Annotated in this window: 20 protein-coding genes and 1 pseudogene; 12 read left to right on the forward strand and 9 right to left on the reverse strand. The window is 74.2% G+C overall.

Annotated features, from left to right (window positions below; translation table 11 throughout):
• Window positions 1-139: 139 nt before the first annotated feature.
• On the reverse strand, window positions 140-2,620 hold the full coding sequence (locus tag AC067U_RS07545; protein ID WP_478828941.1) for a glycoside hydrolase family 3 protein: 2,481 nt from the start codon (window positions 2,618-2,620) through the stop codon (window positions 140-142).
• Between the two features lie 208 nt (window positions 2,621-2,828).
• Between AC067U_RS07545 and AC067U_RS07550 the strand changes: the two genes are divergently transcribed.
• The 3 genes from AC067U_RS07550 (at window position 2,829) to AC067U_RS07560 (ending at window position 4,444) form a co-directional block, all read left to right on the forward strand.
• Complete coding sequence (locus AC067U_RS07550; RefSeq protein WP_478828697.1) at window positions 2,829-3,416, forward strand: TetR/AcrR family transcriptional regulator; 588 nt, start codon at window positions 2,829-2,831, stop codon at window positions 3,414-3,416.
• A 123-nt stretch (window positions 3,417-3,539) separates the two neighbouring features.
• Window positions 3,540-4,217 (forward strand): dioxygenase family protein, encoded by a 678-nt coding sequence (locus AC067U_RS07555; protein ID WP_478828698.1) that lies wholly within the window; start codon window positions 3,540-3,542, stop codon window positions 4,215-4,217.
• Between the two features lie 77 nt (window positions 4,218-4,294).
• Entirely contained in the window at window positions 4,295-4,444 is a 150-nt protein-coding gene (locus AC067U_RS07560) for a hypothetical protein (protein WP_478828699.1), read from the forward strand.
• Here AC067U_RS07560 and AC067U_RS07565 read toward each other — a convergent pair.
• The 3 genes from AC067U_RS07565 to AC067U_RS07575 form a co-directional block, all read right to left on the reverse strand.
• The gene (locus AC067U_RS07565) at window positions 4,441-5,376 is read right to left on the reverse strand and encodes an EI24 domain-containing protein (RefSeq protein WP_478828700.1); all 936 of its coding nucleotides are present in this window, start codon (window positions 5,374-5,376) and stop codon (window positions 4,441-4,443) included. The two genes, AC067U_RS07560 and AC067U_RS07565, sit on opposite strands and share 4 nt — an antisense overlap.
• 88 nt (window positions 5,377-5,464) lie before the next feature.
• Window positions 5,465-5,890 carry an organic hydroperoxide resistance protein gene (locus tag AC067U_RS07570; RefSeq protein WP_478828701.1) on the reverse strand — a complete coding sequence of 142 codons (426 nt, stop codon included), beginning with the start codon at window positions 5,888-5,890 and terminating at the stop codon, window positions 5,465-5,467.
• 64 nt (window positions 5,891-5,954) lie between these two features.
• Window positions 5,955-6,986 carry an NADP-dependent oxidoreductase gene (locus AC067U_RS07575; RefSeq protein ID WP_478828702.1) on the reverse strand — a complete coding sequence of 344 codons (1,032 nt, stop codon included), beginning with the start codon at window positions 6,984-6,986 and terminating at the stop codon, window positions 5,955-5,957.
• Window positions 6,987-7,079: 93 nt separating this feature from the next.
• Between AC067U_RS07575 and AC067U_RS07580 the strand changes: the two genes are divergently transcribed.
• Window positions 7,080-7,502, forward strand: a complete 423-nt coding sequence (locus AC067U_RS07580) for a MarR family winged helix-turn-helix transcriptional regulator (RefSeq protein WP_478828703.1) — start codon at window positions 7,080-7,082, stop codon at window positions 7,500-7,502.
• Between the two features lie 41 nt (window positions 7,503-7,543).
• Here the strand turns inward: AC067U_RS07580 and AC067U_RS07585 are convergent, their stop codons facing one another.
• Window positions 7,544-8,338 carry an SCO2400 family protein gene (locus tag AC067U_RS07585; RefSeq protein ID WP_478828704.1) on the reverse strand — a complete coding sequence of 265 codons (795 nt, stop codon included), beginning with the start codon at window positions 8,336-8,338 and terminating at the stop codon, window positions 7,544-7,546.
• Window positions 8,339-8,444: 106 nt separating this feature from the next.
• On the opposite strand from AC067U_RS07585, the gene AC067U_RS07590 reads away from it, so the two are divergent.
• Complete coding sequence (locus AC067U_RS07590) at window positions 8,445-9,011, forward strand: RNA-binding protein (protein ID WP_478828942.1); 567 nt, start codon at window positions 8,445-8,447, stop codon at window positions 9,009-9,011.
• A 166-nt stretch (window positions 9,012-9,177) separates the two neighbouring features.
• Here AC067U_RS07590 and AC067U_RS07595 read toward each other — a convergent pair.
• Window positions 9,178-9,324 (reverse strand): annotated as a pseudogene (locus AC067U_RS07595) (IS5/IS1182 family transposase); the annotation flags it as partial.
• Complete coding sequence (locus AC067U_RS07600; RefSeq protein ID WP_478828943.1) at window positions 9,325-10,014, reverse strand: esterase/lipase family protein; 690 nt, start codon at window positions 10,012-10,014, stop codon at window positions 9,325-9,327.
• Between the two features lie 315 nt (window positions 10,015-10,329).
• On the opposite strand from AC067U_RS07600, the gene AC067U_RS07605 reads away from it, so the two are divergent.
• Genes AC067U_RS07605 through AC067U_RS07615 form a run of 3 tightly spaced genes read left to right on the forward strand, consistent with a single transcriptional unit; the run spans window position 10,330 to window position 14,277 of the window.
• The gene (locus AC067U_RS07605) at window positions 10,330-11,367 is read left to right on the forward strand and encodes a rod shape-determining protein (protein WP_478828705.1); all 1,038 of its coding nucleotides are present in this window, start codon (window positions 10,330-10,332) and stop codon (window positions 11,365-11,367) included.
• Entirely contained in the window at window positions 11,364-13,067 is a 1,704-nt protein-coding gene (locus AC067U_RS07610) for a GAF domain-containing protein (protein ID WP_478828706.1), read from the forward strand. The genes AC067U_RS07605 and AC067U_RS07610 overlap by 4 nt, the downstream gene beginning before the upstream one ends.
• 34 nt (window positions 13,068-13,101) lie before the next feature.
• The gene (locus AC067U_RS07615) at window positions 13,102-14,277 is read left to right on the forward strand and encodes a serine hydrolase domain-containing protein (RefSeq protein ID WP_478828707.1); all 1,176 of its coding nucleotides are present in this window, start codon (window positions 13,102-13,104) and stop codon (window positions 14,275-14,277) included.
• On the opposite strand, the gene AC067U_RS07620 is transcribed toward AC067U_RS07615, so the two are convergent.
• Window positions 14,264-14,752, reverse strand: coding sequence for an Lrp/AsnC family transcriptional regulator (locus AC067U_RS07620; protein ID WP_478828708.1), 489 nt, complete (start codon window positions 14,750-14,752; stop codon window positions 14,264-14,266). The two genes, AC067U_RS07615 and AC067U_RS07620, sit on opposite strands and share 14 nt — an antisense overlap.
• A 70-nt stretch (window positions 14,753-14,822) precedes the next feature.
• On the opposite strand from AC067U_RS07620, the gene AC067U_RS07625 reads away from it, so the two are divergent.
• Both AC067U_RS07625 and AC067U_RS07630 read left to right on the forward strand, forming a co-directional pair.
• Window positions 14,823-15,548 carry a LysE family transporter gene (locus AC067U_RS07625; protein WP_478828709.1) on the forward strand — a complete coding sequence of 242 codons (726 nt, stop codon included), beginning with the start codon at window positions 14,823-14,825 and terminating at the stop codon, window positions 15,546-15,548.
• A 248-nt stretch (window positions 15,549-15,796) separates the two neighbouring features.
• The gene (locus AC067U_RS07630; RefSeq protein WP_478828710.1) at window positions 15,797-17,200 is read left to right on the forward strand and encodes a carboxyl transferase domain-containing protein; all 1,404 of its coding nucleotides are present in this window, start codon (window positions 15,797-15,799) and stop codon (window positions 17,198-17,200) included.
• Between the two features lie 64 nt (window positions 17,201-17,264).
• Here the strand turns inward: AC067U_RS07630 and AC067U_RS07635 are convergent, their stop codons facing one another.
• Window positions 17,265-18,362: an esterase-like activity of phytase family protein gene (locus AC067U_RS07635; protein ID WP_478828711.1), complete on the reverse strand. Its 1,098-nt coding sequence runs from the start codon at window positions 18,360-18,362 to the stop codon at window positions 17,265-17,267.
• A 309-nt stretch (window positions 18,363-18,671) separates the two neighbouring features.
• Between AC067U_RS07635 and AC067U_RS07640 the strand changes: the two genes are divergently transcribed.
• Both AC067U_RS07640 and AC067U_RS07645 read left to right on the forward strand, forming a co-directional pair.
• A complete protein-coding gene (locus AC067U_RS07640; protein WP_478828712.1) occupies window positions 18,672-19,550 on the forward strand; it encodes a hypothetical protein in 879 nt (292 codons plus the stop codon).
• The gene (locus AC067U_RS07645; RefSeq protein ID WP_478828713.1) at window positions 19,543-19,887 is read left to right on the forward strand and encodes a hypothetical protein; all 345 of its coding nucleotides are present in this window, start codon (window positions 19,543-19,545) and stop codon (window positions 19,885-19,887) included. The genes AC067U_RS07640 and AC067U_RS07645 overlap by 8 nt, the downstream gene beginning before the upstream one ends.
• The last annotated feature ends 36 nt before the right edge of the window (window positions 19,888-19,923 follow it).

The following is a 19,923-nucleotide window of genomic DNA, read 5'->3' on the forward strand; positions in this document are numbered from 1 at the left end:
CGACGGCCCGACGGCCTGCCGACCTGCCGACCCGACCGGCACCGGAGGCGGGTGGACCGGGGGCGGCTGTCAGGTGCCGCCCCCGGTCCGGTCCAGGGGACGTCCGGCCGGCCGGGCGCGTCGGCCGGCCGACGGGGACTCAGATGTGGAGCGTGGCCGTCAGGCGGGTGTCCGCGTACGAGTGGCTCGCCCGGACCTGGTACGCCCCGCCGATCCGCCGCCAGTCGCCGGCCCCCTCGTCCCAGATCTCGAAGGCCCGGCCGGGCAGCGCGACCTCGGCCTCGACGCTCTCTCCGGGCCCGGCCTCGACGGCCGCGAAGCCGGCCAGCCGGCCCGCCGGGCGGCCGTGGCCGTCGGCGCTCCCGCCGGCGGGCGCGAGGTAGACCTGGACCACCTCGCGGCCGGACCGGGTGCCGGTGTTCGTCAGCCGCACCCGGACCGTGGCGCCGGGGCCCCCGGTGCCGGCGGTCACCTCCAGCGACTCGTACCGCCAGTCGGTGTAACCCAGCCCGTGCCCGAAGGCGTACGCGGGCTCGGCACCGGCCTCCTCGTACGCCGCGTAGCCGATGAAGACCCCCTCGCGGTACTCCAGCCGGCCGTCCGCCGGGACCACCTCGGTGACGGGCGCGTCGGCGAGTACGGCGGGCCAGGTGGTGGGCAGTCGTCCGCCCGGCTCCGCGGCGCCGAACAGGACGTCGGCCAGCGCGGCCCCGCCCTCCTGGCCCGGGAACCAGGTGAGTAGTACGGCGGCGACCTCCTCGCGCCAGGGCAGTTCCACCGGCGAGCCCGCGTTGACCACCACCACCGTGTTCGGGTTGACCGCGGCGACGGCCCGGACCAGGTCGTTCTGGCGGCCCGGCAGTTCCAGGTCCTTGCGGTCGAAGCCCTCGGACTCCACCCGCTCGGTGGTGGCGACCACCACGACGGCGGTGTCGGCGGCACGGGCGGCCTCCACCGCTTCGGCGATCAGCTCGTCGGGGTCCCGGCGCGGGCCGAGGTGGAGCAGCGAGAACATGACGGCCTTGAGCGGCAGGGTGCTGACGTCGGGCACCTGGAAGAGGAGCGAGACCGGCACCGTGCGGCCCGCCGCCAGGGTGACCCGGCCGCGTTCGCTGGGCGCGCCGAAGAACGCCTCGAAGGGGTCGGCCTCGTCGCCCATCGGCTGGACGCCCTCCCAGAGGGTCTCGCCGTCCACGGCGAGGGCGAAGGCGCCCAGTCCGCGGGTGCCGAAGGCGTGTTCGCCGGTCTCGCGCGCGGTGAAGGTGCCGGTGACCTCGATGGACGCCATGGTCTCGTAGGTGGCTCCGGCGGGCAGGTCGTCGCCGATCCACTGGACCTGGCCGGTGGGCAGACTGCCTTCGCCGAGGACGGCGCCCGAGGCGTCGCGGCAGACGGCGCGGAGCTCGAAGCCCTGGTCGGCGGCGGTGAGTTCGTCACTGGGGTCGGCGCCGACGGCGTAGTGGAGGGAGCCGGGCGGGAGGGCCGCGGTGAGTCCGTCGAGCGGGGAGACGATCCGTTCGGGGAAGACGGTGGCGGAACCCCCGCCGAGCACGCGGGCGTCCCGGGCGGCGGCGCCGAGCAGGGCGATGGCAAGACCGTCGGTGGCGGGTAGCGGGAGGGCGCCGCCCTCGTTGCGGACCAGCACGAAGCCGCGGACGGCCGTCTCGCGGGCCAGGGCCTGCCCGTCGACCGGCTCGGGGGGTTCGGTCACCACGGCGGGGGCGCCGTCCAGTACGCCCACCCGGGCGGCGAGCCGCAGCACGTTGCGCACGGCCGCGTCGACGGCGGCCTCGGGCACCTCCCCGGCGCGGACGGCCTCGGCGAGGGCGGGCCCGTAGACGGTCTGCGGGCCGGGCATGGCCAGGTCCAGTCCGCCGAGGATGCAGCCGGTGGTGGAGCGGGCGGCCATCCAGTCGGAGACGTTGGCGCCGTCGAAGCCCCACTCCCCGCGCAGCACCTCCTTGACGAGGTGCCGGTGCTCGCTCATGGTCGTGCCGTTGACCCGGTTGTAGGCGGTCATCACGCCCCAGGGGCGGGCGTCCTTGACGATCGCCTCGAAGGGGGCCAGGTAGAGCTCGCGGAGCGGGCGGTCCTCGATGCGGTTGTCGACGGTGAACCGCTCGGTCTCGGCGTCGTTGCCGACGAAGTGCTTGACGGTGGTGCCCACTCCGCCTTCCTGGACGCCGGTGACGTAGCCGGTGCCGATCGCCCCGGTGAGGAGGGGGTCCTCGGAGTAGCACTCGAAGTGGCGGCCGCCGAGCGGTGAACGGTGCAGGTTGACGGTGGGGGCGAGGAGGACGTGCACGCCCTTGCGGCGGGCCTCCTGGGCGAGCAGCCGGCCGGCCCGGCGGGCGGCCTCCGGGTCCCAGGAGGCGGCGAGCGCGGTCGGAGAGGGCAGGGCCACCGACGGGTCGTCGGCGGTCCAGCGGACTCCGCGGACGCCGATCGGGCCGTCGGACATGACCAGCGAACCCAGGCCGATCTCCGGGATCGCGGGCAGGGTCCACATGTCCTGGCCGGCCAGCAGCCGGGTCTTCGTGTCGAGGTCGAGCTTGCCGAGCGCGGCTTCCACTCGGTCCTCGCGGATCCGGTCGGCGTCGGTCATCCGGGCGTCGGTCATCCGGGCGTCGGGCGTGTGGTCGGCGTCGGTCATCGGCCGGGCCTCCTCGTCGGTGCGGGCGGTACGGGGGGCGATCGCGCCCATCGTGGACCCGATTACCTGTAGAACGGTAGGGTTCGTAATCCATTCGTGATTTTTTGGGGCCGTCACGCTCGTCTGATGCCGTACGGTCCTCCTGACGAGGACGAACGGAAGGGGCGCCGGGGCGATGGCCAGGGCGAGGAGCGAGGAACGGCGGGACGAGATCGTCCGGGCGGCCCTCGAGGTGATCGCGGAGCGCGGGTACCGGGGCGCGTCCCTGAACACGGTCGCCGAGCGGGTGGGCCTCACCCAGCAGGGCCTGCTGCACTACTTCCCGACCAAGGAGGCGCTGCTGGTCTCGGTCCTGGAGGAACGCGACCGGTGGGACACCGGCGGCGGTGCGCGCACCTCGGCCGGGCAGTGGCGGCTGGACCTGCTGGCCTCGCTGGTGGACTACAACGCGATGCGGCCGGGCATCGTGCAGACCTTCTCGGCGCTGCTCGGCGAGAGCGTGACGGTAGGCCATCCGGCGCGGGCGTTCTTCACCGACCGGTACGCCCAGGTGCGGGCGGAGATGGCGGTGGTGCTGCGCGCCGAGTTCGGCGACCGGCTGCCCTCCGGCCTCACCCCCGAGGCGGCGGCCCCGCTGCTGACGGCGGTGATGGACGGCCTCCAGTACCAGTGGCTGCTGGACCCGGAGGCGGTGGACATGCCCGCGGCCTTCCGGGCGTTCCTGCACCTGCTGCGGGGGCCGGAGGGCACGGACCGGCCCTGATCCGGGTGACCGGTGAGACGGGGGGATCCGGGCGATCGGGCGATCCCGGTGACCGGGTGATCCGGGCGCGGAGCGCCGTGTCGGTCTGCGCGCCCGCCGCACGGCTGCGGCACGGTGGGGCGCATGACCGAGAACGGCACCCCCCGGACCACCCGCCGGACGGTCCTGCTGGCCGCCGGGTCGGCCGGGATCGCCGCGCTGGCCTCGGCCTGCGCCCGCCCCGCGGAAGACCGTGCCGCCGCCACCGGCCCCGCCGGCCCGACCCCGGCCTGCGTCCTGGTCACCTCGGCGAGCCCAGGCCCGTACTACTCGGGTCCGGGCAAGCTCCGGTCCGACATCACCGAGGGCCAGGCCGGGGTGCCGCTCCGGCTGGAGCTGACGGTGGTGGGGGTGAAGTCCGGCTGCCGGCCGCTCTCCGGCGCCACCGTCGACGTCTGGCAGGCGGACGCCCAGGGCGAGTACTCCACCGGCCGCGCCACCCACCTGCGCGGCACCCAGGTCACCGGCGCGGACGGCCGGTGCGTGATCGAGACGATCGTGCCCGGCTGGTACGCGGGCCTGGCCCCGCACATCCACTTCAAGGTGCGGCCGGACAGCCGCAGCGAGACCACCTCGGTGTTCTACCTGCCCGAGGACGTCCTGCGGCAGGTGTACGCGCGCGAGCCCTACGCGCGCCGGAAGGCCCCGCAGGACCCCAACGGCCGCGACGGCCGGTACCGCTCCTCGGGCGCCGCCATGACCCTGGCCCTCGCCCCGGACGGCAGCGGCTACCGCGCCGCCTACACCGTGGGCATCGCCTGAGGCGGTCGGAGGACTCCAACCTGGAGATGCAGGTGGCGGCGACCCGCACGCTGCAGCGCACGGCTGAGGGGCAGGGCGTGAGCACCGAGCTGATCAGCCCGTACTTCCGGCTGATGGAGCAGCAGCTGGCGCTCGGCGAGAACGACCCGGCGGTGGTGCTGCGCCGCTTCCCGGACGGGAAGCGGCGCGAGGTCCGGGAGGCGGCCCGGGGCGGTGATGCCGCCTAGAAGGACGGCGGCGGGGGGCCGAAGCCGGGGGCCGGGGCGGGGGCGTACGGGCCGGTCGGGCCCGGACCCCGGTCCGTGGCCGGGCCGGAACCGTGGGCGGGGCCCGAACCGTACGCGGGGCCGTGGCCGGAGCCCGCTCCGGAGCCGGGGTCCGCGTCGCGCTCCGGGTCCTCGTCGGGGTCGTCCGCGGTCGGCTCGGCCGGGAGCAGGTCCCGGACCAGGAGGGTGGCGCCGGCCACCGCGCCCGGCATCAGGAAGACCGCGACCAGGGGCACCAGGAAGGCCAGCACCAGCGGCACGCCGAAGCCGAGCGCCAGGCCGCGCCGGGCCCGGAGCAGGGCCATCCGCCGGTCCAGGTCGATGTCACGCCGCTGCAGGGCGACGGCGGTGAGTTCCAGGGCGAGGAAGAAGCCGGAGACGCCGAAGCCGATGACCGGGACCACGGTCTGGCCGACCACGGGGATGAAACCGGCGGCGAAGAGCAGGATGCCGTAGAAGAGCACCCGCAGGAGCACCCGCAGGCTGTCCCTGAGCGAGATCCACAGCTCCTGGACCAGCGAGCGGCCGGACTCGGGGACCTCGCCTCCCTCGCTGCGCTCGACCTGCTCGGACAGGGACTCGTAGAACGGTTCGCCGATCAGCAGCGTCACGGCGGTGAAGGTGATCACCGCGAGGAACAGGCCGAGGCCGAAGACCAGGGCGGTCAGGGAACCGCGGAACAGGCCCAGCCAGGGCGAGGACCAGTCGTCGGCGAAGGGCGTGGCCCAGGAGACCAGGTCGTCGGCGACCGTCCCGAGGCCGACGAGTGCCCCGGCGTACAGGACCAGGGCCACCAGACCGGGCAGCAGCCCGAATCCGAACCACCGGCCGTGCCGGAACACCCACTTCTGTCCGGCCAGCAGATAGCCGAACCCCCCACCGAAATCACGCATGTCCGCAGCTTACGGCGAAGGCCGCACCCTCCCGGAGGAGGGTGCGGCCTTGTCACGGACTTGCTACGTCAGGCTGACGGGCGCCGGGTCAGGCGACGGCGAGCTCGACGGTGATGTTGCCGCGGGTGGCCTTGGAGTAGGGGCACACCTGGTGGGCCTTCTCGACGAGGTCCTTGGCGCGCTCCTGGTCCACGGTCGGGATGGAGGCGACGATCTTGACGATGATGCCGAAGCCCTCGTCGTTCTTGCCGATGCCGACCTCGGCGGTCACGGTGGCGCCGGAGATGTCGGCGTTCTCGTTGCGGGCGACGACACCGAGGGCGCCCTGGAAGCAGGCGCTGTAGCCGGCGGCGAACAGCTGCTCCGGGTTGGTGCCGGCGCCGCTGCCGCCCATCTCCTTCGGCGGGTTCACGACGACGTCGAGCTGGCCGTCGTTCGAGGCGACGCGGCCGTCACGGCCGTTCTCCGCGGTGGCGACGGCGGTGTACAGGACGTCGGACTGCTGGATGGACATGTAAGAAGATCCTCCTGGTAGTCGCCCCGACTCGCGCCCACGGTCGTGACGGTGTACAGAGAGACTAACCGGTGAAAGAAACGATCATCTTTCCGGTGTTCTCGCCGCGCAGCATGCCGAGGAAGGCGTCGACGCCGTTCTCGATGCCCTCGACGACCGTCTCGTCGTAGCGCAGCTCGCCGGAGCGCAGCCAGCCGGCCACGTCCTTCACGAAGCGCTCCTGGATTCCGTAGTGGTCGCTCACCAGGATTCCCTGGAGGCGGAGGCGCTTGCCGATCACGGCGACCAGGTTGCGCGGGCCGGGGGCCGCCTCGGTGTCGTTGTACTGGGCGATCGCGCCGCAGAGGGTGGCGCGGCCGTGCAGGTTGAGGGATCCGATGGCGGCTTCGAGGTGGTCCCCGCCGACGTTGTCGAAGTAGACGTCGATGCCCTCGGGGGCGGCGGCGCGGAGCTGCTCGGCGACGGGGCCCGCCTTGTAGTTGAAGGCGGCGTCGAAGCCGTACTTCCCGGTGAGCAGCCCGACCTTCTCGTCGGAGCCGGCGGAGCCGATGACCCGCGAGGCGCCCTTGATCTTCGCGAACTGGCCGACCAGGCTGCCGACCGCGCCGGCGGCGCCGGACACGAACACGGCGTCGCCCTCCTTGAAGGAGGCGGTCTCGAAGAGGCCGGCGTAGGCGGTCAGGCCCGGCATGCCCAGTACGCCCAGGTAGGCGGAGAGCGGGGCGATCGACCCGTCGACCTTGACCGCGTGCTTGGCGTCCACCTCGGCGTACTCGCGCCAGCCGAGCTGGTGCAGCACGTGGTCACCGACCCGGAAGCCCTCGGCGGCGGAGGCCACGACCTCGCCGACCGCGCCGCCGTCCATGGGGCGGTCCAGCTGGAAGGGCGGGATGTAGGACTTCGCGTCGTTCATCCGGCCGCGCATGTAGGGGTCCACCGACATGTGCAGGTTGCGCACCAGGATCCGGCCCGCGGCGGGCTCTTCGACCGGGACCTCGCGGAGGGCGAAGTCGGCGGGGGTCGGCCAGCCCTGCGGGCGGGAAACGAGGTGCCATTCGCGGCTGACGGCGGGAAGCGCGGGGGAAAGCTCGGACATGAGGAAGCTCCAGATCCGTGAATTACTTCAGGTCGTGAAACAACCATGCCCCTGGATATTTCATGTTGTCAAGCAAACGGGTACCCTGGTGGCATGAGCACGAGCCGGATGGACCCCGTCACCCTCGAAGTCGTCGACCTGATCGGCGCCGTCGTGGCCCGCTACCACGAGGAGTACGAGCACGCGGCCGCCGGCCACCAGCTCACCGGCGCCCAGGCCAAGCTGCTCGGACTGCTGTCCCTGGAGCCGCTCCCGATGCGCAAGATCGCCGAACGGCTCAAGTGCGAGCCGTCGAACGTGACGGGCATCGTGGACCGCCTGGAGGGCCGTGGCCTGGTCGAACGCCGCCCGGACCCGGCCGACCGCCGGGTGAAGATGGCCGCCCCCACCGAGGACGGCCTGCGGACCGCGGAGGAGCTGCGCGAGTCGCTGGGCTTCGCGCGGGAACCCCTGGCCGGGCTCTCCCCGGCCGAGCGGGTCCTGCTGCGGGACCTGCTCAAGCGCATGCTGGGCTGACTCCGGACCGGCCGGGGTCAGCCCTTCGCGTCAGGCCCCGGTCAGCAGCCGAAGATCTGCCACCACTTGCACTCCGTCGTCGGCGACGGCGACGGAGACGGAGTGGGCTGCGAGGGCTTCGACGGGGACACCGAGGGGGAGGCCCCGCCCGAGGCCGTGGTCTTCGGCTTGCCCGTCTTCTTCGAGGACGGGCGCGGTGACGCCGACCCGCTCGGCGAGGCCCCGGTGGGCGAGGCACTCGGCTCCGCGGACGTCTCCGCCCCGTCCGGATCGGGTTCCGGGGAGGCGTCCGTCCCCGGCGCCGCCGAACCCGCGGCCGTCCGGGCCGCCCGGCTCGGCTTGGCCGAGGAGCGCGGGGCCTGTCCCAGCGAGGGCGCGACCGTCCCGACGCCCGAGGTCCCGGTCGGCTCCGCCTCCTGCGGGGTGGAGTCCTCCTGCAGCAGCACGGTCGAGGCCCGGTCCTGGGCCTCCGTCCCCGTCGTCATCCGGGCCAGCAGCACCGCGCCGCCCACCGCGACCAGCAGACCGAGCCCGGCGGTCAGTGCCGTCCGGCGCCGGCGCCGCTGCACCGCCCGCCGCCGCGCCACACCGCGCGCCTGCCCCCGCCCCTGATACGGCCCGCCGAGGACCACCGACAGCTCGCCGACGGGGCCTGCGGGCGCGTACGGGTCACCGGCCGCCGCCGTGCCCGTTCCCGTACCGGTGGTCCTGCCATCCGGCACGGAAACGGGCACGGCGGCGGCCGGTGCGGGGGCGAGGTATTCGGCCGGGGTCCCGCATCCGGCACACGCGAGTGCGCCGTTGAGGTACCTGTGGCACGCGTGGCAGTAGTCCATGGGGCCCGCAGGCTATGCGCTGTTCCACAACAACCGCATCGCGACGACGTAAGGATCCTGTGTGAAATTCGGACCGCGCGCCTTCCAGCTGGTGATCCTGCGCCGGATGGCGGACTTCCGGCCCGGTCTCGCCGAGGAGGCCCGGGCCCGTCTCGGGGCCTCGGCCGCCGAGCAGCGCGAGGCCAATCGGCAGTGGCAGGCGATGGTCCGGTCGCCGCGCTCCCGCGGGTCGCTCGCCCGGTACCGTTCGGTCCTCGGACCGCCGGAATCCGAAACCGCGCGCACCGTCGGGGACCTGGAGTGCACGGCCCTGCGGTGGTCGCTGCCCCTCTGGCCGGACCTGAGGTTCGAGGTGCTGGCCGGGCCCGGCGGGGCGGTGTGGAACGAGTGGCTGGTGCGGGCACCGGACGCACCGGGTCCCGTACTCGACCGCGTGGCGGACCTGCGCCCCTGGTCGGCGACGGTGGACGAGGTGGCCCGCGCCTTCGCCCCGGTCCGGCCGATGGAGGGGACCGCCCCGACCCGGTGGCGGCTGGCCTTCGAACGGGAGGGGCGGCCCTGCGTGGCCGAGTTCACGTACGGGCTGCTCCAGCGGGTGTCGGTGGCGGGCGAGGAACTGTCCCCGGAGCCCGGGGGTGAAGGATGCGCCCCGGGTCAGAGCCCGTCTCCCTGAACGGAACGCATTCGTGCGGTTCGCCTGCTCGGTGGCAGGGTGCGGTCATGGATCAAGTAGAGGTTCTGCTCATCGGAGGACGTGCCGGTGTCGGCAAGACGACGGTGGGGTGGGAGGTCTCGGCGTGCCCGCCGGCTGCGCGGGTCGCTCACTGTGTGATCGAAGGTCCTCGTCGGCGCAGACGACTCCGGATGGCGCGGGATGAATACGCGCGATCCAGGACGGCATCCGGCCGGGTCCTCGGTCTTCCCGGTCCGCTCCGTGGCACACGGATGCCTGCCGTGACCGCCTCGAACGCTGGTGCGTCGCCCGCCTAGGAAGCGAGGAAGGCGCGGACGCCGGCCGAGGTGCTGTCGTCCCCGAGCAGGTCGTTGTGTTTCAGGCAGCCGACGCCGGTGTTCAGCGCCCCGGTCAGCGGGACGCTGCCGTCCGGGTTGATCACCTCGTCGCAGTTCGACCAGAACGTGGCGTACCGGACCGCGCCCGGGGTCTCGTCCCCGGCGGCGAGGTTCTTCTGCACGTAGGAGTTCGGGGTCATGTCCCGGCAGGCCTGGTCCCACAGGGCGCAGGCCCACGCGGTGGAGGTGCCGTGGTTGGGACCGGCCAGCGAGACCCAGTGGTCCACGGTCCGGTCGCCGCCGCCGAACTTCACGTACCAGCGGGTCACCAGTGATCCGAAGGAGTGCGCGACCACGTCGACCCGGTCCGCGCCGGTCCGCCCCCGCACCTCCTCCACGTACGCGGCGAGCCGCCCGGACAGCACCTCGTTGACCGACTGGTGGGTGTCGTAACCCCAGGAGAACAGCTCGGAGTCGGCGTAGCCGGCGGCGCGGAGGTCCTCGCGCAGGGCACCCCAGACCCCGGGGTCGGCGTTGTAACCGTGCACGAGGACCACCGGATTGCGGGCCGCCACCCCGTCGGGGGCGGCCGCGGCGGCCCGGGCGGACGGCGGCGCGAGCAGAGCCGCGCCGAGGGCGAGGCAGAGCGCCAGGACGGCCGTCAGGACGCGGGCCGGAACGAGAGCCGGGACGAGAGCCGTGGCTCGGGTCGGGGTGGTGGTCGGGCCGGCTGCCGGGTGGGCGCACGGCCTCTGGCGGGTCGTCAGCAACGGGGCCCCTTTACCTTGTTACGCACGAGTAGCGCAGGCGGTCAGGGCATGGTCGGGCCTGTCGGTACAGAAATCCACCCCTGTGCAGCACCCCCGTCGGCACTCGACCGGAGCAGCCCAACAGGCCGTACGCCTCTTTTGCCGGGAAAGTTATGGAATGCACCCCGGCAAGCCGCCGGACTTCCTGCGTCAGCGCTCTCGGGAGGATCCGTGACCGTCAGTCTTGAGCAGCTGCGCCGCTGCCACGTCGCCGTCGACCTGGGGGCGGCCCGGACCCGCGTGTACGTGAAGGGCGTCGGTCTGGTGGTCGACGAGCCCAGCTGTGCCGCGATCAACACGCGCACCGGAGCGCTGATCGCCGTGGGCAGCTTCGCCGAACGGATGACCGGCCGCACCCCGCACTACATCCGGGTGGTCCGCCCCGTCTCCGGCGGCACCGTCGTCGACATCGAGATGGCGCAGCGGATGCTGCGTCACCTCCTGGGCGAGAAGCTCCGCCGCGCCCTCCGCCGCAAGCCCCGGCTGCGGGCGGCCGCCTGCACCCCGCACGACGCCGACCCCCTGGCGCAGCGGGCCACCGTGGAGACCCTGGTCGGACTCGGCGCCCGGCGGGTGGAGCTGGTCGACACCCTGATCGCGGCGGCCGTGGGCTGCGGCCTGCCGGTGGAGCAGCCCACCGCGACCATGATCATGGTGTGCGGGGCGGCGGCCACACAGGTGGCGGTCCTCTCCCTGGGCTCGGTGGTGACGGCCGAACGGGTGCCGGTGGGCGGCGAGGCGGTGGACCACGCCGTGGTCCAGCACCTCCGGCTCGCCCACAAGCTGATGCTGCCGAGCCAGGCCGTACGGCCGCTCCAGGTCGCCCTGCACGACAGCGGCCTCACCCCCGGGGGCCCCAGCTCCACCCTCATCACCGGTCTGGACGTGGCCACCGGCCTGGCCCGCTCGGTGCAGGTGGACACGGCTGCGGTGCGCAACGCCATCCACACCCCGCTGATCGCCGTACCGGACGTCATCGGCAAGGTGCTGCGGGACTGCCCGCCGGACCTGGTCGCGGACCTGACGGACCGCGGGATCGTCATGGTGGGCGGCAGCGCGGTGCTGCCCGGCCTGGACCAGCTGCTGCGGGAGGCCACCGGGATGCCCGTGGCCATCGCGGAACGGCCCGACCTCTGCGCCATCCTCGGCCTCGGCGCCATGCTGGAAGGGAAGATCTCCCCGATGGTCCTCGACCCCATGGCCGAATGAACGCGGAGCCGCCGCACGACCACCGTCCCGGGCGGCCGGAAACGCCCGGACGGGCGGAACCGCCCGGGGCGGCCTCGCGGTCCGGGGCGGCCGCGCCCTCCGGGAAGGCTGAGCAGTCCGGGAAGGCTGAGCAGTCCGGGAAGGCTGAGCTGGCCGGGGAAGCCGAGCAGCCCCGGCTGCCGGTGCTGCTGGAGGCCGTCCTCAATGTCGGCTCCCGGCTGGAACTGCACTCCACCCTCCAGCACATCGTGGACTCGGCGGCCGAACTGTGCGGTGCCCGCTACGCCGCCCTCGGGGTCGTCGACCCCGAGCGCGGCCGGCTCACCGAGCTGTACACCGCCGGCCTGACGGACGAGGAACGGGCCCGGATCCCGTACCTCCCCGACGGCCGGTCCGGTCTGCTGGGCACCCTGATCCGCGATCCCCGGCCGCTGGTCGTACCGGACGTCTCCGCCGACCCGCGCTCGGCGGGCTTCCCGCCCGGCCACCCCCCGATGCACTCCTTCCTCGGCGTCCCGATCCGGGTGCACACCGACGTGCTCGGCAACCTCTACCTCGCCGACAAGCGGGACGGCGGCCCGTTCACCGACGAGGACCTCGCCCTGCTCCGGGTACTGGCCTCCCAGGCCGGCATCGCCATCGGCAACGCCCGCCTGTACGACACCGCGCGCCGCCGGGAACGCTGGATCGAGGGCGCGGCGGCCGTCACCACCGCCCTGCTGACCGGCCGCCCCGCCCAGGACGCCCTGATGTGCGTCGCCGAACGGGCCAGGCTGCTGGCCGACGCCGCGGCGGGGGTGGTGCTCCAGCCCACCCCGGCGGGCGGCATGGAGATCGTGGCCGCCTCCACCCACGGCGACCCCGGCGATCTGGTCGGCACCACCATCGCACCCGGCAGCCCGGTGCTGGAGCAGCTGCTGGGCGGCGAACCGGTGTTCGTGGAGGACTCGGCCACCGACCCGCGGATGACCACGCGGGTGGCCGAGCGGTTCGGCCCGAGCATGCTGCTCCCGCTGCAGAGCGGCGGCCGGCTGATCGGCACCCTGGCACTGCCGCGGGCCCGCGGCGACACCCCGTACGACGCCGTGGACCGGCTGCTGGCCTCGCAGTTCGCCTCGCAGGCCGCACTCGCCCTGGTCCTGGCGCACGCCCAGCACGACCGCGAGCAGCTGGCCGTGTACGAGGACCGGGACCGGATCGCCCGGGACCTCCACGACCTGGTGGTACAGCGGCTGTTCGCGACGGAGATGATGCTGGAGAGCACCCGGCGGCGGTCCTCCGGCTCCCCCGCCGACGACGGTGTGGGCAAGGACCTGGGCCGGGCGGTGGACGAACTGGACTCCACCATCCAGGAGGTCCGTACGGCCATCTTCGCGCTCCAGCAGCCCCCGGCGGACGCCCCGGCCACGTTCCGGGGCCGGGTACTGAGGGAAACCGGCGGGGCGGGGGTGCTGTTCGGGTTCCAGCCGTCCGTGCGGTTCGCGGGGGCGGTGGACGCGCTGGTGCCGGAGCCGGTGGCGGCCGGGCTGCTGGCGGCCCTGCGGGGCGCGCTGGCGGCGGTGCACCGGCGGACCGGGGTGACCTCCGTGGACGTGGAGGTGGAAGCGGCACCGGCGCTCGTACGCCTGACCGTGACGGACGACGGCCTCACCGGGACGGGGACCCGGGGAACGACTCTGACCTGGGAGTCCGCCCTCTGACGGGCGGGCACCCGAGCCGACTGGAGGTTGCGCGGTGCACAGTCCCAGGACGATCACGCTGCTCTGCCTGAACGCGCTGCTGGGAGTCTCCCTGGCGGCCGGCCACGGGCTCGGCACGGCCGAGAGCGCGGAACGCCAGTGCCCCTCGGGCCAGACCGTCCGGGGCGGCACCTGCCTCCCGGCGGACACGGCGGAGTTCACCCGCCGGCAGGTCGCCGACTCCCTGGCGAGGTTCAAGCTCACCGCCTCCATGGCCGAGGTGTGGGTGAACGGCGAGAAGGTCGCCTCCACCGCGGCGGGGCACACGATGACCGGCATCCCCGCCACGCCGGACATGCGCTTCCGGATCGGCGCGGTCGCGATCCCGTACCTGTCCACCGAACTGCTGCGGCTCGTCGACCAGGGCCGGGTCGGACTGGACGACAAGATCTCCCGCTGGCGGCCGGACCTGCCGCACGCGGACCGGATCACGCTGCGGATGCTGGCCGCCACCACCTCCGGCTACGCCGACTACGTGCGGGACGACGGATTCATCGCCGCCCTCTACAAGAACCCGTTCCGGCAGTGGACGGCCGAGGAGCTGGTGAAGATCTCGGTGGCCAAGCCGCTGGTGCGGCAGCCCGGGTCGGGATTCGCCTACTCGCACGCGAACTTCGTCATCCTCGGCGACATCATCTCCAAGGTGGAGGGGAAACCGCTGGCCGAGGTGATGCGGGAGCAGATCCTGGGGCCGATGGGGCTGACCGCCACCGGCAACCCGGACACCGCGGTGATCGACCCGCCGGTGCTGCACGGTTTCGACAACGAGCGGGGCGTGTTCGAGGATTCCACCTACTGGAACCCCTCGTGGACGCTGGCGCCGGGCGCGGTGATGACGGGCACCCTCACGGACATGGTGAAGTCCTTCGCGGCGATCGGCGAGGGCACGCTGCTCAGCCCCGAGTCGCACCGGACCCAGCTCACACCGGTCTCGAAGATCGACGGGAACCTCTCGTACGCGCTGGGGCTGGCCGTCCAGAACGGCTGGATCGTGCAGAACCCGTCCTTCGCCGGCTACGCGGGCACGGTGGCGTACCTGCCGTCGAAGAAGCTGGCGGTCCCGACCGTGGCGACGCAGGGCCCGGGCAGCACGGTGCAGAACGCGAGCACGAACGTCCTGGTGGCGATCGCGAACCACCTGGCCCCGGACCGGCCGCTCAAGGCGGGGTGACGGCGGGGCCGGTGCCGGGACATGGGCCGGGGCCGGTGCCGGGCCCTCCCCGGTTGGCCGCCCGCAGCGCGATCCGGGTGTTGGACTGGGCGACCCCGGCCTCGGTCTTGAGCCGGCGCAGCAGCGTGTCCAGGGCGGCGGGATCGGCGGCACGGGCCCGTACGAGGTAGTCGTGCGCGCCGGTGACGTGCACGGCCTCGGTGATGCCGGGCAGTTTGGCGATCGCCCGCTCGAACTCGTCGTTGCTGGTGTCCAGCCGCAGGGTGACGTCGATGAAGACGAGCAGCCCGCCCCGGCTGTCGGCGGCCGGGTCGACGAGCGTGGTGAAGCCACGGATGATCCCGTCGCGGCGCAGCCGCCGCACCCGGTCGGCGGCCGCGTTGGCGCTGAGCCCGACACGGACGCCCAGGTCGCGGTACGAGATCCGCGCATCCTGCTGCAGGATGCCGAGGATTTCACTGTCCAGGCGGTCCATGCCGCGATTCTCGCAGTCCCGGCCGATATCCGCCCGCGCCGCCCCGGCCGGCGCTCGCAGGCTGCCGCGCATGAGTGCATGGATGAGCTCCGGCGCCGCCGGGGCGGTTGCCGGTCTGGGCGTCGCCGTACCGATGGGCGCGATGAGCGTGCTGCTGCTGCAGGAGGCCCTGCGGTCGCGGCGGGCGGCGGTGGCGGGGGCCGCGGGCATCGCGGCGGTGGACTTCGGCTACGCGGCGGTGGCCGTGGTGGTGGGCCCCTGGGTGGCCTCCCACGTCACCCCGGTCGAGGCCTGGGTCCGGCTGGCCGCGGCCGTGATCCTGCTGGCCCTGTCCGGCCACGGCCTGTGGTCCACGGTCCGCACCCGGAACCGCGCACCGGCTCCCGCTCCCGCTCCCGCCGGCGCCCCGGCCACGGCACCCGCCAACGGCGAGGCGGGGACGGCCACCGGCGCGGGAACGGTCCCGACCACGGCCGCGGCACCCGGAACGGGCGGGAGCACGGGCGCGGGCCGGGTGTTCGCCCGCTACGTCGCCCTGACCGCGGTCAACCCGACCACCGCGCTCTACTTCGCGGCCCTCACCACGGCCCAGGGCGCCGAACTGCACGGCACCGGCCAGGCCACGGCCTTCGTCCTCGGCGTCCTGATCGCGTCCATGGCCTGGCAGCAGTTGCTGGCCGCGATCGGCTCCTTCGCCGGCGCCCGCGTCTCCCCCACGGTCCGCACCTGGAGCTTCCGCCTCGGCTACGGCCTGGTGGCCGCCTACGCGATCAAAATCGCCCTCCCCCTCCCCTGACGGAGCCCCGGCGGGGCCACCGCCCCCGGGGTGTGGGCAGGCGTTCCGCAAGGCGATGGGGGTCCCCCCTGCTCGAGCGGCACGACTGCCCACACGGCGGCGGAGTCCAGCCGCCCGCCCTGCCCCCACGGCCGTGGCACGGCCGGCACCGCCGACGGCCGCAGGGTCACGGCCGCCCGCAACGTGGCATGGCGCACAGTCGACGCGCGCCACAGCCCCGCCCGACCCGCGCGGCCTACTGTGGCTGGGTGACCACCCGACTCTCCGCCCGCGCGGCAATCGCCACCGTCACCGACCCCGACACCTTCGCCGAACTCCCCGCGCCCGCAAGGCAGTCCGACGCACACGGCCAAGGCGGCCCCGATGGCCCCGACGGCCCCATCCGCTGGGCCGGCTACGACGCCTCCCGGGGCCGCGCTGCCGCCCGTACCGGCGAGCGGGAGTCCGCGGTCATCGGGACCGCCCGCATCGGCGGCCGCGAAGCCGTGCTCGTCTCCTTCGAGTTCGGCTTCCTCGGCGGCTCCCTGGGCCGGCAGACCGGCGACCGCCTGGAGGCCGCGTACGGCCACGCCCGCGAGCACCGGCTCCCCCTGGTCTCCCTGATCGCCACCGGCGGCTCCCGTATGCAGGAGGGCATGCTCGCGCTCACCCAGCTCCAGCGGGTGGCCCGGCAGTCGGTGCTCACCCGGGCCGCCGGCCTGCCGCAGATCGCCGTGCTCCGCGACCCCACCACCGGCGGTGGCTGGGCCACCCTCGGCGCGGGCGCCGACGTGGTCCTCGCCCTGCCCGGCGCCCAGGTCGGCTTCGCCGGTTCCCGGGTGCGGCCGGCCGACGCCGACCCCGCCGCGTACACCGCCGAGGGCCAGTACGCCGCCGGCCACGTGGACGCCGTCGTGCCCGCCCCGGAGCTCCGCGAAACCCTGGCCGGCTGGCTCCGCCTGCTCGCCGGCCCGCACCCGGGCCACCCGGGCCCCGTCCCTGTCCCCGCCCCCGCCGAACCGCCCGCCGCACTGGCCGAGGTCACACCGCCGGAGACCGGCTGGGACGCCGTACGCCTGGCACGGCGCCCCGAGCGCCCGCGCGCCGCCGCGTACCTGGACGCGTACTTCGACCACCGGCTGCCGCTCTCCGGCGACCGGGCCGGCGGCACCGACCCCGGCCTGCTGTGCGGCTTCGGCCTCCGGGGCGGCCGGACCATCGCCTACGCCGCCCAGTGCGGCACCGCCACCCGCCCCGCCGGCTACCGCGCAGCGGCCCGGCTGATCCGGCTCGCGGACCGGCTGGGGATCCCGGTGCTCACCCTGGTCGACACCCCCGGTGCGGCCAACGACGCGGCCGCCGAGCACGCCGGGGCGGGCGCCGCCATCGCCGACGCCTTCGCGGCCGTGGCGGCGGCGACCGTCCCGGTCACCACCCTGCTCATCGGGGAGGGCGGTTCGGGCGGCGCGCTGGCCCTGGCCGCCCCCGGCAACACCTGGGTCACCCCGGACAGCTACTTCTCCGTCATCGCGCCGGAACTGGCCGCCGCCATCCTCAAACGACCCGCCGACCAGGCCCCGGCCACCGCCGACCAGCTACGGCTGCGCCCCCAGGACCTGGTGGACCTGGGGGTCGCCCGCGGCATCGTCGCCGTCGGCGCCGGGAAGCCCTGACGCACACCGCGGGAAGTGCCGGCTCCGCCGGGCCGGTGGCTCAGCCCGCGCACGGGCCGGTGGCTCAGCCCGCGTGCGGTCCGGGGAGACCGCGCGCGGGCAGCGTCACGTCCATCGCGTAGAGGCGGGTGATCTGCTCGGGCCGCTCGTTGTCGTCACTGGCGAGCAGCAGCCGGAGGCGCCGGCCGCCGTCCCGCTCGGTCACCGCCATCGCCTCGACGTTGTCGACCAGCGGGTGGTTCTGCGGCAGCTTCGACGGGGCGCCGAGGGTGGGGCAGGTGTCGAGGTCGCCGATCAGGGTCTTGCGGGCGGTCCGCAGGCCGGGGCCGTCGGTCAGCCGCTCCACCCGGCGGGTGTCGGTGGCGAGCAGCGGGTCGGCGACGTACAGGCGCACCGTGATGGCGAAGTCCCGGGTGAAGCCGCGTTCGAGGACGATCAGCCGCCCGTCCCTGGTGGGAGCCAGCTCGACCAGTCCGTGGCCGGGGTCGACGGCGTACGCGTACTGCCGGCCGAGGACGAACTCCCCGTTCCCGCGCCGCTCCCAGGTCTGGATGCGCTGGAGGGTACGGCCCCGCGCGTCCGCGCCGTCCCCGGAGAGGGGGCCCTCGACGCCCGCGACCAGGGTGTTGCCGCCCGGCAGCAGGGTCAGCGACTCGAAGGTCTGGTTGGCGGTGGCGCGGCCCTCGGGCGCGAGCCGGAACGCCTCGGGGACGGGCAGGGTGCCGAGCAGCTTCCCGGTGCGGCTGTAGCGGTTGATCGCCGGGGCGTACTCGTCGGTGACCAGGTAGGTGCCGTCACGGTCGACGGCGATGCCCTCGGAGTCCACGGGCCGGCCGGCTCCGTCGGCGAGCGGGAGCTGCGCGGTGGCGGTGGCCTCGGGGGTGTCCCCGCGGCCGGTCTCGATCCTGAACAGCGCCGAGCGGTCGGAGACGGCGGCGATGCTGCCGTCCCGGTCGACCGCGATTCCCGAGATCCCGCCGACCAGGCGGCCGCCGACGGTGGTCTTGTCGAGCGCGTCGGAGTAGCCCGCCACGGAGAGGTACGGGGAGCAGGCGCGGGAGGCTGCGCCGCCGCCCGCGGGGGACGCCCCGGCGGGCTGGGCGAGCGCGCTCGACAGCGCGGCGGTGGCCACGGCGGTGGCGGCGAGCGTACGGAGGCGCATGGCGGCCTTCCTCCTGGATCGGGGGCGGGGGTCATATGGACGTCCGAACTGTCATATGACGATTAGAAACAAAGGGGAAGGCTCTGCAACACGAGGGAAACGAACTCGCCAACTTCTGCACGCATCAGGCCCCCGGGGCAGGCCCGGGCGGCGGGCGCAGGGGGGACGTGGGCGGCGCGGGTCCAGGCGGGCCAACGGCGTGAGCCGATCGAATGGGAAAGTCCGCGCAGCCGGACCCGCGCGGGCATGACCGGCCCGGTCCGGGGCGAAGCTCGGTGGCGCCGTCCCGAACGAAAGGCAGCCGCCCCGATGTTCGTCATCCAGCTCGCCCTGGTGTCCGAGACCCGCACCCACACGATCAGCGCCTCGCAGCTCAACCGGGTGGCCGCCGCGCTGCAGAAGCAGGCCACCCGTGACTTCGGTCCGATCTGGCAGGTCGACACGACCATGGACGCCTTCGACAGGCTCGAGGACGTGCCCGTGGGCTACTGGCCGCTGATCGTGGTCGACGACGTGCCCGACGCGGCGGGCTTCCACACCGACGACAACGGCCAGCCGTTCTCCCTCATCGAGTTCAGCGACAGCTGGTCGCTGACGGCGAGCCACGAGATGCTGGAGATGTGCGCCGACCCGTTCGGGAACCGCCTGGTCTCCGGCAGGTCACCGCACCCGGACCAGGGTCAGGTCGAGTTCCTCGTGGAGGTGGCCGACCCGTCCGAGGCCGCGGAGTTCGGGTACACCGTCAACGGCCTGCTCGTCTCGGACTTCTTCACGCCCCGCTTCTACGACCCGGTGGCCGTCGAGGGCGTCCGCTACAGCTTCGGGGGCCACATCAAGGAGCCCCGGCAGGTACTGCCCGGCGGCTACATCAGCTGGCGCGATCCGGTCACGGACCAGTGGTGGCAGCAGACCTGGTTCGGCGGGGACGAGCCCGAGTTCGTCAGCCTCGGCCGCCTCACCGGGAGCGGCAGTCTCCGCGCGGCCATCGACGCCAGGACCAAGACGGTCGGCCGCCTCGCCGCCGACGGGCCGGGCTCCCGGCGCTTCGGTGCCGCGAGGGCGCTCACGGCGAAGGCCAAGGAGTCCACCGGCGCCCGGGCCGGGGCGTGGCGCGCCCGGATCGAGCACCTGAAGGTCTCGAACCCGGCGAGGGAGGCGTGGAACGACGGGCGGGGTCCCGGTGCCTGAGGACGCGGAGCCGAATGACGGCGCACGGGACGGCGAGGACGCCCGGCAGGAGGATGCGCGACAGGACGAGGACGGCCCGCAGGACGAGGACGGCCGGCAGGACGCGGAAGCCCGGCAGGACGCGGAAGCCCGGCAGGACGAGGAAGCCCGGCAGCGCGAGGCCCGCGCGGAGGAGCTGCGCCGGAGGATCCGGCCGGCCGCGGCGGCCGCCCCGCCGCCCACGGAGGGGAAGAGCCTGCGGGAACAGGTCCACCGCCGGATGAAGGAGCTCGACGAAGCCCGCCGCCGGGAAGGCGGGGGTCCCCGCGCCGACGAGGGGGACGAACCCGAGCCCTGAACCGTACGGCCGGCCGCGCACCGGCTCTCCGCCCTC

The organism is Streptomyces sp. NPDC043853 (genome assembly GCF_056436025.1).

What these genes read in the sequence shown, in the direction of transcription:
- AC067U_RS07545 (WP_478828941.1), bottom strand. Translation starts at nt 2,620, where the DNA reads ATGACCGACGCCCGGATGACCGACGCCGACCGGATCCGCGAGGACCGA.
- AC067U_RS07550 (WP_478828697.1), top strand. Translation starts at nt 2,829, where the DNA reads ATGGCCAGGGCGAGGAGCGAGGAACGGCGGGACGAGATCGTCCGGGCG.
- AC067U_RS07555 (WP_478828698.1), top strand. Translation starts at nt 3,540, where the DNA reads ATGACCGAGAACGGCACCCCCCGGACCACCCGCCGGACGGTCCTGCTG.
- AC067U_RS07565 (WP_478828700.1), bottom strand. Translation starts at nt 5,376, where the DNA reads ATGCGTGATTTCGGTGGGGGGTTCGGCTATCTGCTGGCCGGACAGAAG.
- AC067U_RS07570 (WP_478828701.1), bottom strand. Translation starts at nt 5,890, where the DNA reads ATGTCCATCCAGCAGTCCGACGTCCTGTACACCGCCGTCGCCACCGCG.
- AC067U_RS07575 (WP_478828702.1), bottom strand. Translation starts at nt 6,986, where the DNA reads ATGTCCGAGCTTTCCCCCGCGCTTCCCGCCGTCAGCCGCGAATGGCAC.
- AC067U_RS07580 (WP_478828703.1), top strand. Translation starts at nt 7,080, where the DNA reads ATGAGCACGAGCCGGATGGACCCCGTCACCCTCGAAGTCGTCGACCTG.
- AC067U_RS07585 (WP_478828704.1), bottom strand. Translation starts at nt 8,338, where the DNA reads ATGGACTACTGCCACGCGTGCCACAGGTACCTCAACGGCGCACTCGCG.
- AC067U_RS07590 (WP_478828942.1), top strand. Translation starts at nt 8,445, where the DNA reads ATGGCGGACTTCCGGCCCGGTCTCGCCGAGGAGGCCCGGGCCCGTCTC.
- AC067U_RS07610 (WP_478828706.1), top strand. Translation starts at nt 11,364, where the DNA reads ATGAACGCGGAGCCGCCGCACGACCACCGTCCCGGGCGGCCGGAAACG.
- AC067U_RS07620 (WP_478828708.1), bottom strand. Translation starts at nt 14,752, where the DNA reads ATGGACCGCCTGGACAGTGAAATCCTCGGCATCCTGCAGCAGGATGCG.
- AC067U_RS07625 (WP_478828709.1), top strand. Translation starts at nt 14,823, where the DNA reads ATGAGTGCATGGATGAGCTCCGGCGCCGCCGGGGCGGTTGCCGGTCTG.
- AC067U_RS07635 (WP_478828711.1), bottom strand. Translation starts at nt 18,362, where the DNA reads ATGCGCCTCCGTACGCTCGCCGCCACCGCCGTGGCCACCGCCGCGCTG.
- AC067U_RS07640 (WP_478828712.1), top strand. Translation starts at nt 18,672, where the DNA reads ATGTTCGTCATCCAGCTCGCCCTGGTGTCCGAGACCCGCACCCACACG.